Source organism: Arthrobacter sp. B2060 (genome assembly GCF_059090445.1).
In genome coordinates this window covers 78522-90385 of sequence record NZ_JBNHFR010000007.1, presented here as the reverse complement: position 1 = coordinate 90385, position 11864 = coordinate 78522, and the positions used below count along the sequence as shown (strand labels likewise).

General features: G+C 65.3%; 11 protein-coding genes and 1 pseudogene. 1 reads left to right on the top strand and 11 read right to left on the bottom strand.

Going from position 1 to position 11864, the window contains the following annotated elements; genetic code table 11:
* Window positions 1-16: 16 nt before the first annotated feature.
* The 10 genes and pseudogenes from AC5RUM_RS13665 to AC5RUM_RS13620 all read right to left on the bottom strand — a co-directional run bounded on the left by AC5RUM_RS13665 (window position 17) and on the right by AC5RUM_RS13620 (window position 10337).
* A complete protein-coding gene (locus tag AC5RUM_RS13665) occupies window positions 17-952 on the bottom strand; it encodes a Cgl0159 family (beta/alpha)8-fold protein (protein WP_494035423.1) in 936 nt (311 codons plus the stop codon).
* On the bottom strand, window positions 949-1974 hold the full coding sequence (gene iolC / locus AC5RUM_RS13660; RefSeq protein ID WP_494035422.1) for a 5-dehydro-2-deoxygluconokinase: 1026 nt from the start codon (window positions 1972-1974) through the stop codon (window positions 949-951). Before iolC ends, AC5RUM_RS13665 begins: the two co-directional genes overlap by 4 nt.
* 221 nt (window positions 1975-2195) lie before the next feature.
* Window positions 2196-2600: pseudogene (locus AC5RUM_RS13655) on the bottom strand (tautomerase family protein).
* A gap of 177 nt (window positions 2601-2777) precedes the next feature.
* The gene (locus AC5RUM_RS13650) at window positions 2778-3251 is read right to left on the bottom strand and encodes an SRPBCC family protein (protein WP_494035421.1); all 474 of its coding nucleotides are present in this window, start codon (window positions 3249-3251) and stop codon (window positions 2778-2780) included.
* Window positions 3248-3613, bottom strand: a complete 366-nt coding sequence (locus AC5RUM_RS13645; protein ID WP_494035420.1) for an ArsR/SmtB family transcription factor — start codon at window positions 3611-3613, stop codon at window positions 3248-3250. Before AC5RUM_RS13645 ends, AC5RUM_RS13650 begins: the two co-directional genes overlap by 4 nt.
* 216 nt (window positions 3614-3829) lie before the next feature.
* The gene (gene sucD, locus AC5RUM_RS13640; RefSeq protein ID WP_400581231.1) at window positions 3830-4732 is read right to left on the bottom strand and encodes a succinate--CoA ligase subunit alpha; all 903 of its coding nucleotides are present in this window, start codon (window positions 4730-4732) and stop codon (window positions 3830-3832) included.
* Between the two features lie 11 nt (window positions 4733-4743).
* Window positions 4744-5913, bottom strand: a complete 1170-nt coding sequence (sucC, locus tag AC5RUM_RS13635) for an ADP-forming succinate--CoA ligase subunit beta (protein ID WP_494035419.1) — start codon at window positions 5911-5913, stop codon at window positions 4744-4746.
* A 223-nt stretch (window positions 5914-6136) separates the two neighbouring features.
* On the bottom strand, window positions 6137-6844 hold the full coding sequence (locus AC5RUM_RS13630; RefSeq protein WP_494035418.1) for a hypothetical protein: 708 nt from the start codon (window positions 6842-6844) through the stop codon (window positions 6137-6139).
* A 2-nt stretch (window positions 6845-6846) separates the two neighbouring features.
* Entirely contained in the window at window positions 6847-9378 is a 2532-nt protein-coding gene (gene pcrA, locus AC5RUM_RS13625; RefSeq protein WP_494035417.1) for a DNA helicase PcrA, read from the bottom strand.
* 110 nt (window positions 9379-9488) lie between these two features.
* Entirely contained in the window at window positions 9489-10337 is an 849-nt protein-coding gene (locus AC5RUM_RS13620) for an inositol monophosphatase family protein (protein WP_494035416.1), read from the bottom strand.
* A 77-nt stretch (window positions 10338-10414) separates the two neighbouring features.
* On the opposite strand from AC5RUM_RS13620, the gene AC5RUM_RS13615 reads away from it, so the two are divergent.
* Window positions 10415-11068, top strand: coding sequence for a hypothetical protein (locus AC5RUM_RS13615; RefSeq protein ID WP_494035415.1), 654 nt, complete (start codon window positions 10415-10417; stop codon window positions 11066-11068).
* Window positions 11069-11091: 23 nt separating this feature from the next.
* On the opposite strand, the gene AC5RUM_RS13610 is transcribed toward AC5RUM_RS13615, so the two are convergent.
* The gene (locus tag AC5RUM_RS13610) at window positions 11092-11862 is read right to left on the bottom strand and encodes a DUF998 domain-containing protein (RefSeq protein ID WP_494035414.1); all 771 of its coding nucleotides are present in this window, start codon (window positions 11860-11862) and stop codon (window positions 11092-11094) included.
* Between the last annotated feature and the right edge of the window lie 2 nt (window positions 11863-11864).

Below are 11864 nucleotides of genomic sequence, written 5' to 3'. Positions count from 1 at the left end.
TCGTCTCCATGGGAGGTTACTCCGATACTTCTGTGGTGTGGTTGAGGAGGGAGGCCGCCGCGGCGACAGCACCGGCAACATCGCCGTCCTGCGGGTACAGCAGGGCCCGTCCGACCGTAAGTCCCTGCACCCCGGGGAGCGCGAGGGCTGCTTCCCAGGTGGCGAAGACTTCCTCCTGCGTGCCCTCCGGATCCCCGCCCAGCAGCACCGTGGGCATGGTGGTCGCGGCCATGACGCGCTCCATCTCGGCCACCACCGGCAGCTTCATCCAGGTGTACGCGCTCGTGGAGCCAAGTCCCTCGGCGATCGCGATCGACTTGATCACGGCATCCGTGGAGAGGTCGTTGCGGACCCTGCCGTTCTCCCGCACAGACAGGAACGGCTCCACCATCGCGATCAGCTTGCGCTCGGCGAGGGAATCAATGGCCTTGGCCGTCGCCTCCAGCAGCGAGACCGTGTCCGGGTCGCCCAGGCAGATCCGCGTGAGCATCTTGCCGCCGTCGGCGCCGAGGGCCTCAAGGGCAGCAGCCGTGTGGCCGGTAAAGCGGTCATCGAATTCATTGACCAGGCCGGTGAGGCCGCCGCGGTTCATCGACCCGAAGAGCAGCTTGCCCTCCAGCGCACCGAGCAGCAGCAGGTCATCCATGATGTCCGGCGAGGCAAGAACACCGTCCACGGCCGGGTTGGCCAGCGCGATCTGCAGCCGGTCCAGCAGCTGGCGGCGGTCCGCCATGGCCACCGGATCGCTGCCCACCGCGAGGGCCCCGCGGGCCGGGTGGTCGGCAGCGACAATGAAGTTCTGCCTGCCGGACTTAGGGCCGGGATGGCGGCGGCGCGCCTTGGCGGCGCGGGCAACCGCTCCCGGATCCTCCAGGCGGATGGTGCTCAGATGCGCGTAGCGGCGGGGATCGTCATCCACCGTAAGGGTGGCGGCGCCAGGGGTGAGGCTCACAGGGCCGCTCCTTCGGGGGTGAGTTGGTTAGAACCCGGTCCGGGAACAGCATCCGGGACCAGGCGTCCGCGCTCGGCCAGCAGCGAGCGGACCTCGTCCGGCGTCGGCATGGCATCGGCACAGGACACGCGGGAGGCGACGATCGCGCCGGCGGCGTTGGCGTAGTCAAGGACCTGGGCAAGGGGCCAGCCGGAGAGCAGCCCGTGGCAGAAGGCCCCGCCGAAGGAGTCGCCGGCGCCGAGGCCGTTGACTGTCTCCACGGGAACCGGCGCGGAGACCACGCGTTCGGTGCGGGTCTTCGCCATCACACCTTCGGGGCCAAGCTTGACGACGGCGATCTCGACGCCCGCGGCCAGCAGTCGGTCAGCCTGTTCATCAGGAGTGCCCTCGCCGACGGCAACGGCGCATTCCTTGTCGTTGCCGATCGCCACTGTGACGTGCCGCAGAACCTTCGCCACCTCGGCACGGGCCTCTTCCTCCGAGTCCCAGAACATGGGCCGGTAGTCCAGGTCCAAAATGGTGTACTGGCCCTCCTTCAGCTCGGCGCGGGGCCGGGCCTCATGGGCTTTGATGTGGGCTTCGCGGCTGGGTTCCTGGCACAGGCCCGTCACGGTAGACCAGAAGATTCGCGCGTTTTTGATGGCGCCGAGATCCAATTCGCCGGCCTTGATCTGCAGGTCCGGCGCCGTGGGAACGCGCCCGTAAAAGTACAGCGGAAAGTCCTCCGGCGGCTTGATCGCACAGAAGGTCACCGCAGTGGGCCATTCCCTCACCGGGCTGACGAAGGAGTCGTCCACGTTGAACTTGCGCAGCTCGCGGTGCAGGTAGTTTCCGAAGGCGTCATCGCCGGTCCGGGTGATCACTGCGGTTCGGCGGCCGTGGCGGGCGGCGGCAACAGCCACATTGGACGGGGAGCCACCGAGGTACTTGCCGAAGGACGTGACGTCCTCCAGGTCCACCCCAATGTCGTTCGGGTAGATATCAACGCTGATGCGCCCGATCGTGAGCAGTTCGTGGGTCACGGTAATCGCGGACCTTTCTATTTGAACTCTGTACCTAAGCAGCTGAACAGCCTGGGCTCCGGTGCTTGTCGACCCCCGTGAGCGGGGCCACACCCCTACTTTGCCCTAGTTTGAATGTCCTGTCAAAGGTTTGTACTGACATATTTACAACTTGCATTTGATGGCACGGCGCGGTCGGCGGAAGGTGCCTGAGGCGGCGCTCGGCACGCCCCGGCATGCCTCTACTTCTCAGGTACCACAAGCTCTCCGGTGACGTACTGGGCCCGGCCAAATCCGAAGGACCAGTCCCCTGCGGTGTTTTCCACGTATCCGATGAACACATTCTCGCCACGGATTCCGAGATCCCCCAGCCTGGCCGCCACGGCCGCGAACAGGGACTGTTTGGCCTCCTGGCTGCGCCCGCCCTAAGTGAAGATCTGGATCATGACGACGTCCGGCGTGCGTTCAAAGCCGAGGCCGGCATCCTGCGCGAAGATCTGCCCCGCCGGATGCTCGGTGACGATGTGAAAGTAGTCCCGCTCCGGGATCTTGTATTCAGCCAGGATGGCGTCGTGGATTCCCCGGCTGAGCTGCTGCAGCTCCTGAGGGGTGCGGCCTTCATTGACGTCGATTCGAACGAGTGGCAACGGTGCTCCTTTGGTAGTTTGTCCTGTCATACTATCAAAGTGCTTTCGGCAGGTACAAGACCTCCCGGGGGAGCCAAAAAGCACGACGCCGGGCGGTGACCTTCTGCGAGAAGGCGACCGCCCGGCGTCGTACGTGGGGCGTCTGCCGGGATCTGTCTTGGGACGTTGAAGACGGACTTATTTTGCGAGCAGTTCCTCCAGCCGCTCGTAGCCGTCGCTCATGCCGCCTTCCATTCCGGATTGTGCCATACCGTCCCGGGCCTCCTGCGTCGGATAGACGGAGTGCCCCCGCAGCCGGCAGCGGCCGTTTCCGAGGTCCTCGAAATTCATGAATTCGATGCTGACGACGTCCGGATAGCCGCTGAATTCGAAGGTCTGGATGGCGAACTCGTTCTCGCGGACAGTGTGGAAGATGCCGCTGAAGGCATACTTCGCGCCGTCCGGGCCGGTGTGGTTATAGAGGTAGCTGCCGCCGGAGCGGAAGTCGTAGTGATCGATTTCCACGTTGGTGCCGCGCGGCCCAAGCCACTGCGTGATGAGGTCCGGCTCCTTGTGTGCACGGAACACATCGGCAACGGGGAAATCAAACTCCCGCTCGAAGTCTATGAACGGGAGGCCGTCAGGAACGGTGAGTTTAAGCTCATTGCTCATTTTCTCTCCTTGGAGCTGCTGCCGCCTGGGGCGGTTTGGGAGCGGAGCACGGCGTCGAGGCTGCGGAATTGCGCCTCGCGGACCAGCCGGTACTGGTCGATCCACGCGGTCAGCGCTTCGAGCCGTGCAGGGTTCAGGTGGACGGGCCGGCGCTGGGCATCGCGGGTGCGGGTGACCAGCTGTGCCTGCTCGAGTACCTGGATGTGCTTCGAGACCGCCTGCTTGGTGATCGCGAAGGGTTCGGCCAGTTCGTTGACGGTGGCGGGTCCCCTGCTAAGCCGGGAGATGAGGCGGCGGCGGACGGGATCGGACAGGGCCAGGAAGGCCAAGTCGAGAAGGTCGTCATCGTCCGTCGTGTCCACTGCCACTGCCTTAGAACTGGTGCAGATGTTCCTACTATTCAACCGTCTTATTGATCAAGCCTATGATTGATCAACCTTTAGGTTGTTAATAGGTTAAGCCTCGCTGCGCCTTGGGACAAGGGGTTAAATGCAAAAACGCGGGGCCACTCTTGGACAACCCAGTTGGGATTGTCAGAGGTGGCCCCGCGTTGCTTTCGGGACTTATGTCCCGCGGGACTACAGGGCTGCGTAAACTTCGCGCAGCAGCTTTGCGGTCTCGGACGGCGTCTTGCCGACCTTGACGCCGGCGGCCTCGAGGGCTTCCTTCTTAGCCTGGGCGGTCCCGGCGGAACCGGAGACGATGGCGCCTGCGTGGCCCATGGTTTTGCCTTCAGGCGCGGTGAAGCCTGCCACGTAGCCGACAACCGGCTTGGTGACGTTGGCCTTGATGAAGTCCGCTGCGCGCTCTTCTGCGTCGCCGCCGATTTCGCCGATCATGACGATCGCCTTGGTCTCCGGGTCAGCTTCGAAAGCGGCCAGCGCATCGATGTGCGTGGTGCCGATGATGGGGTCGCCGCCGATGCCGATCGCGGTCGAGAAGCCAAGGTCGCGCAGTTCGTACATCATCTGGTAGGTCAGGGTGCCCGACTTGGAAACCAGGCCGATGGGGCCCTTGCCCGTGATGTTCGCCGGGGTGATGCCGACCAGCGCTTCACCCGGGGTGATGATGCCGGGGCAGTTCGGCCCGATGATGCGGGTGATCTGGTTGCCGTCGGCGTCCACCTTGGACTGGGCCAGTGCCCAGAATTCGGCGGAGTCCTGGACCGGAACGCCTTCGGTGATGACCACGACCAGGCCGATGCCTGCCTCGATGGCTTCAACGACGGCGTTCTTGGTGAATGCCGGCGGAACGAAGACGATGGAGACGTCGGCGCCGGTCTCTGCCATGGCTTCCTTGACGGTGCCAAAAACGGTGATCTCGTTCTCGCCGTGCAGAACCGTGGTGCCGGCCTTGCGGGCGTTGACACCGCCAACGATGTTGGTGCCGGCCTTGAGCATGAGGGCGGTGTGCTTGGTGCCTTCGCCGCCCGTGATGCCCTGGACGATGACCTTGGAGTCCTTGTTCAGATAAATAGACATAGTGCGTCCCTTTACTTAGCTGCGTTGGCGAGCTCGGCGGCCTTGTCGGCGCCCTCGTCCATAGTGGCGGCCAGGGTAACCAGCGGGTGGTTGGCCTCGGCCAGGATGCGGCGGCCTTCTTCAACGTTGTTGCCGTCGAGACGGACAACCAGGGGCTTGTTGGCGGAGTGGCCAAGCTCGGCCAGCGCACCCACGATGCCCTTGGCAACAGCGTCACACGCGGTGATGCCGCCGAAGACGTTCACGAACACAGACTTGACCTGCTCGTCGCCCAGGATGACGTCGAGGCCAGCGGCCATAACCTCGGCGGAAGCTCCACCGCCGATGTCCAGGAAGTTGGCAGGCTTGACGTTGCCGTGGCTCTCGCCGGCGTAGGCGACGACGTCCAGGGTGGACATCACGAGGCCTGCACCGTTGCCGATGATGCCAACTTCGCCGTCGAGCTTGACGTAGTTGAGGTCCTGCGCCTTGGCCTTGGCCTCGAGCGGATCGGCAGCGTCTTTGTCTTCCAGGAGCGCGTGCTTAGCGTGGCGGAAGTCGGCGTTCTCGTCCAGGGTCACCTTGCCGTCGAGGGCAACGATCTCTCCGGCACCGGTCTTGACCAGCGGGTTGACCTCGACGAGGGTGGCGTCTTCCTTCTTGAAGACGTCCCAGAGCTTGAGGATGACGGCGGCGACTTTGCCGCGCAGCTCCTCAGCGAAACCGGCCTCGGCGACGATTTCGTCGGCCTTGGCCTGGTCGATGCCCACGGCGGGGTCGATGGCAACCTTGGCCAGCGCCTCGGGACGTTCGACGGCAAGCTGCTCGATTTCCATGCCGCCTTCAACCGAGCACATGGCCAGGTAGTTGCGGTTGGCCCGGTCCAGCAGAACGGAGAAGTAGTATTCCTCGGCGATATCCGCACCCTGGGCGATCATCACCTTGTTAACGGTGTGGCCCTTGATGTCCATGCCCAGGATGTTGGTGGAGTGCTCAAGCGCTTCGTCAGCGGACTTGGCAACCTTGACGCCGCCGGCTTTGCCGCGGCCACCGACCTTAACCTGCGCCTTTACGACAGTTACGCCGCCGATCTTCTCGGCAGCTGCCTTTGCTTCTTCAGGGGTGTGCGCCACGATGCCAGCAAGCACGGGTACACCGTGCGCCTCGAACATATCGCGCGCCTGATATTCAAACAGGTCCACGGTTTAGTGTCCTTCTACGTCGAAGTAGTTTCTGTACAGCCGGAAAGCACCACAGTTGTGGACCGGACTGCGGAATAAACGCGCCCTGCGGCAGGTCCGGAGACGAGCCACGCAGCGCAATGCTCCTCTGGGAACTCTAGTCCTTAATGGGGACCAGGCCTTTCCAGACTACCTGTTATGTGAGTAAGGACACTATTCTATGGACCGTAGAAAAACCGCATGATTACGGGGTTTTTGGGGCCTCAGGCGGTGCCGTGGAGGCCTTTTTGCCCCCACCCGAGATGATTTCGTAATGGTCCCGGCTGACGACGAACGCAACGCCGCCGGTGACGTTGCCGCAGGCCACCCCGGCGTCGTACGCAGAACACCTCAGGCCGTTGCGTTCGAGGTTGCCGCCCTCGGGGAGGACGGGAAGCGCGGCGATCACACCGTCCCTTGGTCCCTGGGGCCCAAAGGCGGATTCCATCGCGGTGACGCCGGACCGGCATTCCCCGTACCTGGCCCGGTCCGGTGTGAGCAGGGCGGCTCCGCCGAGGTAGCCCAGGCCCGTTCCGGTGCAGTTGTCCCTGATGTCCGCGGCGTCGGGCGCCGGATACACCGCCAACTCACAGTGCGCCACGGGAACAGTGTCCAGCTTCCTGTTGGCGGAATCACCGAAGTTATTCGGTTCGTAGGGCAGGTTCACGTGTGCGCCGCGGGCGGAGGTCAGGGCGCAGACGACGTTCCGGTCTGCCGTGACAAAGGCCAGCACATCATCAGCGGTCCGGAAAGCGGCGGGGTCGGTCAGCGGAGCCTGCCTGAGCTGTTCAAGTGCTGGCAACGGCGGCGGCGGGGTGTACCCGGGATCCGGCAGGGTGACGGAACAGCCCGTACCGGCCAGCACGGCCAGGACCGCAACCGCGGCAGCCACCAGCGGCCTGCGCACCGCCATGGTCAGGCGTCGAGCTTGGTCAGCGGCGCGTAGCGCAGCAGCAGTCGCTTCTCGCCGACGTCGAACTTCACCTTTGCCACCGTTTTGTCCCCCGCACCTTCCACCGCCAGCACCGTGCCGTTGCCGAAGCTGGTGTGATTGACCTTGTCCCCCACACTGACCGCAATGACCTCTTTTTGCGGCTGCACCCGGTTTTTCGCGACGGCGGCGGGAACGTCAGCGTTGAAGCCCGCCGAGGAGTCCGCCTTCCCGCCCCGAGCCGACCCTGCACCCCAGAAGGATCCGCCGTAGCGGCTGGAGCCGATCGAGGCGCCGCTCCCCCAGCCGCCCGCCTGCCTGCTGGTGCCCTCGCGCTTCCATTCGACGAGGTCGGAGGGGATTTCCTCGAGGAACTGGCTGGCGGGGTTGTACTGGCTCTGGCCCCACATGCTGCGGACTTCGGAGCGGGTGACATACAGCCGCTTCCGGGCACGGGTCAGCCCCACATAGGCAAGGCGTCGTTCCTCTGCCAGTTCCTTCGGGTCCGTGGCGGAGCGCTGATGCGGAAAGAGCCCGTGCTCCATGCCGGTGAGGAACACCACGGGGAACTCGAGGCCCTTGGCAGTGTGCAGCGTCATGAGCGTGACAACGCCCAGGCGCTTGGCCTCGGCCACGGCGGCGTCGATATCCGCCCCCGGCGCGTCCGGAATCTGGTCCGCGTCCGCCACGAGGGATACCTGTTCCAGGAAGGCTTCGAGGGACCCTTCGGGGTTGTCCTGTTCGTACTCACGCACGACGGCGACGAGCTCTGCCAGGTTCTCCACCCGGGACTCGTCCTGCGGGTCGCTGCTGGACCGCAGGGTTGCCAGGTAACCGGTCTGTTCCAGCACTGCCTCCAGGGCGGCTGCTGCGCCGGACCCGGCAGCGACCTCGGCCAGATCATCGAGGAGCTTCACGAAGCCCAGCACCGCGTTGACCGAGCGCGTGGCCATGCCCGGGGCTTGGTCGGCGCGGCGGGCTGCGGCCATGAACGACGTGCGTTCACGTTCAGCCAAGGCGGCCACGGCGCCCTCGGCGCGGTCGCCGATGCCGCGTTTGGGTTCATTCAGGACGCGGCGGAGGTTGACGTCGTCATCAGGGTTGACCAGCACGCGCAGGTAGGCCAGCGCGTCCTTGATTTCCTTGCGCTCGTAGAACCGCGTGCCGCCCACCACCTTGTACGGCAGCCCGACCCGCACCAGGACGTCCTCGATGGAACGTGACTGCGCGTTGGTCCGGTAGAAGATGGCGACGTCACCGGGACGGAGGTTGTCCTCGTCCTGCAGCCGGTCGATTTCCTTGGCGATGAACTGCGCTTCGTCGTGTTCGTTTTCGCCGACGTAGCCGATGATCTTGTGGCCCTCGCCCTCCGCGGTCCACAGCCGCTTCTCCGGCCGGTTCGGGTTGCGTGAAATGACGGAGTTGGCCGCAGTCAGGATGTTCTGGGTGGAGCGGTAGTTCTGTTCGAGTTTGATGGTGCGGGCGTCCGGATAGTCCTTTTCGAACTCCACGATGTTGCGGATGTCCGCGCCGCGGAAGGCGTAGATGGACTGGTCGGAATCGCCCACGACAGTGAGTTCTGCGGCGTCCGGTCCCTCGCCCACGATTTCCCGGACCAGGGCGTACTGGGCGTGGTTGGTGTCCTGGTACTCGTCCACGAGGACGTGCCGGAACCGCCGCCTGTAGGAATCGGCGAGTGCCGGGAAGGCACGGAACATGTAGACGGTCTCGGCGATGAGGTCGTCGAAGTCCATGGCATTCGCCTGGCGCAGGCGCTGGGTGTAGCCCTTGAAGACCTCGGCAACGGCCTGTTCGAAGGGATCGTTGTAGTTCGCCGACGACGCGTAGGAATCAGCGTCGATCAATTCATTCTTGAGCGCTGAGATCTTGTGCTGGATGGCCTTGGGCGCGAACTTCTTGGGATCCAGGTCCAGGTTCTTGGCCACGAGCGTAATGAGCCTGAGGGAATCCGCGGAATCGTAGATGGAGAAGTTGGATTTCAGGCCGACGTTGGCTGCCTCGCGGCGCAGGATCCGGACGCAGGACGAGTGGAACGTGGAGATCCACATGGTCTTGGCCCGGCCGCCGACGAGCGCCTCGATGCGTTCCCGCATTTCTGCGGCGGCCTTGTTGGTGAACGTGATGGCCAGGATCTCGCCGTGGTGGGCGCGGCGGGTGGCGATCAGGTAGGCGATCCGGTTACTGAGAACGCGCGTCTTGCCCGAGCCCGCACCGGCCACAATCAGCAGCGCGCTGCCGGCGTGTTTGACAGCCTCTTCCTGCTGCGGGTTCAGCCCCTGCAGCAAGGCGCCGGCGTCCGGCAGCTTGGGCCGGGTCCAGGTGCTGGTCTCAGCACCCCCGGCCGCTTCAGGCTGATGCGGTTCCTTCGGGCCATGGCCCCCGCCGCCAAATTCGGCCGGCGCCAGACCGGGTTCGGGGCGCGACTTGGTCAGGGCGGCCGCGTGGGTGCCGGCTTTGAAAGGTCCGTCAGCGTACGGGTCAAACAACATATCCATGGTGACTACAAGTCTAGGCGGTGGGGCTGACACTGGATTCCGCCCCTGTGGATAACTCCGGACTTCCCTCCCGGAGACGCAACTTCCCTACCGGAGAGCAGTGACAAAGGCTAGTCCACGGAGCCTGACTCGAGGGCCGCACGCAACTGATGCACCGCCGTCGTGCCCCCTGCCATGAACCATTCCAGGCCGTTCACGTAGACGCTTCCGACGGCGCCGCCGGCGGCAAGGACGATCGCTTTCCCGGGAAGCCAGTCCCACTCGGGGCAGCTGTGCTGGAACCAGCAGCCGAGCTCGCCGTCGGCCACACGTCCCAGGTCGCAGGAGCCGGAGCCGAGCATGCGCAGCGTGGCGGCCGACGTGGCCGCCGCATGCCAGGGCATGGCGCACATGGGGTCCGCGAGCCAGCGGGGATGGATGTAGGTGGCGGCGCCAATGTCGGCGAGAGGGGACGCGCCGCGGTCTGCGCCGTCGGCCTTGAAAGTGGTGACAACGTCGCCGTTGAGGGTGGCCGGGCGGTTCGCGCCGCCCAGCCAGAGCTTGTCCTCTTCCGGCTGGAAGATGGCCCCGAGCAGCACATCCGATTCGTCCTTGAGGGCAATCGCGGAGCACCAGTATGTGGAACCGTGCAGGAAGTTGTAGGTTCCGTCCACGGGATCGATGACCCAGGTGCGGCCGCTGCTTCCGCGGACGGCCGCGCCCTCCTCGCCCAGGACCCCGTCCTCGGGGCGGCAGCGCTGGAGCTGTTCCAGCACATAGGCCTCGGCCGCATGGTCTGCCGCTGTGACGATGTCCGAAACCGAGGTCTTGCGCTGGGAGTCCAGACCGCCCTGCCGCATCATCAGGGCCAGCATCCCGGCTTCACGGACCAGCGCGGACGCCAGCTCAAAGTCGTCGAGGCCGGGGCTCAGGTTGGCCGCGCTGTGTTTACCCAATTTGTGTCTTCCAAGTTCGGTCACGCCCCCAGCCTATCGGCGGGCGGCCCCAGGACGACAACGGCCCCAGTACGACAACGGACTCAGGCGATAATGGACGCATGGCCAAGACACCTGCACAGCGGATCAAGAAGCACGGCGCGAAGGCGGTGGTCCCGCAGCACGACCTGCCGCCGGTGATCAATCCCACCACAGACCGCACTCCGCAGAAGGCCCAGAGCAACGGCAACCTCATCATCATTGCGGGTGTCGTGGCCAGCCTTTTCCTGTTCTGGTACCTCCATTTGCTGACGCTGAACCAGCTCACCCAGCTTTCCCGGGGCCTGCCGATGCCCGATTCCCTCATCGGCGGCTTTGATCCGGGCTTCGTGGGGGAACTGCGCCGCGTTCTGAGCGGCGACGCCATCGGCCAGCTCAACTACCTCCATAAGACCGCAGGCACGCTCTTCCCGCTGATCTTCGGCTTCACCTGGCTCATCCTGATTGGCACCAACGTGGCGAGGAAACCGCTGCGCTGGGCGCTGTGGTCCCTGCCGCTGCTGTTCGTGGTTACGCGGCTGTGGGGGAACGTGGCCATCGACGCCATGGTGTCTGCTCCCACGCTCGACGCCGGACAGGTCGCCCTGGCGTCCTTCCTCACCGTTGCGGGCTGGGTGTTGCTGGTGCTGAGCCTGCTTGCCGGCGCGGCCGCAGTCTTTTTGGGGCGCCGCCGGTCGAAGCGGGCTCCGCAGGCCAGTCCCCCGGCTAGCCCGTAAAGGCAGCCCAAAGCGGCCGGGGACTAGGCCGCGCGCGCCCTGGTTGCCTTGCGGACGGCGCGTTCGTGGTGGACGCGCTGGGCAACGACGAGGCCGGCTGCAGCCAGGCCGACCGTAATCGGATAGCCCATCAGCCGCTCCAATGTCCCGGGTTCCGGCACCTTCATGCCCGTCACCCCGCCCGTGACCAGGGCGCTGAGGGACACGATGCCGCACGCGAGGATGAACCGGCCCAGCGGTGTCTGCCCCAGCCACAGGCCGCCCAGCAGCAGCAACGCGAAGGACCCGGCGGTGAAGTACATGACGGCACCCGCAAAGTGCCAGCCCGAGCCCACGTCTTCGGGCACCAGCCCCACGATGGTGGTTCCGGCGCCCGCCGTTCCGGTGAAGACGCGCGTGCCAACGGCCGCGAACCACGGCACCTCGCCGCTGTGGCTCGCCGCCACCGGCGCGCCCGGCCGGGCGGCGATCCGCAGCAGCGCCGAGCTCAGCAGCAGGGCACCGAGCAGCATTCCCAGGCCCTGGACAACAAAAGAGGCATTCATCAGCGGGTGCAGCGGCGAGCAGACGCTGCGTCCGTCAAAAACGCCGCAGTGAACGGCGCCGAGGTCGCTGATGAACCCGGTCCGGCGGTCGTAGGGTTCGGGGCCGGCCCAGGCCCCGATCACGGCCGCCTCCGCCACGAAATACTGCACCACGCTGAGTATGGCCCAGGCCCCGATGTACTGTCTCGTGGAGGCGGTATCGGGCAGGAATGTTGCCCGGGCGGAAGGTGCTTGTGCTGCGGCGGCCATGC

Bases quoted from the DNA above. Each gene is read 5' to 3' on its own strand.
- AC5RUM_RS13650 (WP_494035421.1), bottom strand. From the start codon at position 3,251: ATGAGCAATGAGCTTAAACTCACCGTTCCTGACGGCCTCCCGTTCATA.
- sucD (WP_400581231.1), bottom strand. From the start codon at position 4,732: ATGTCTATTTATCTGAACAAGGACTCCAAGGTCATCGTCCAGGGCATC.
- AC5RUM_RS13630 (WP_494035418.1), bottom strand. From the start codon at position 6,844: ATGGCGGTGCGCAGGCCGCTGGTGGCTGCCGCGGTTGCGGTCCTGGCC.
- pcrA (WP_494035417.1), bottom strand. From the start codon at position 9,378: ATGGATATGTTGTTTGACCCGTACGCTGACGGACCTTTCAAAGCCGGC.
- AC5RUM_RS13615 (WP_494035415.1), top strand. From the start codon at position 10,415: ATGGCCAAGACACCTGCACAGCGGATCAAGAAGCACGGCGCGAAGGCG.
- AC5RUM_RS13610 (WP_494035414.1), bottom strand. From the start codon at position 11,862: ATGGCCGCCGCAGCACAAGCACCTTCCGCCCGGGCAACATTCCTGCCC.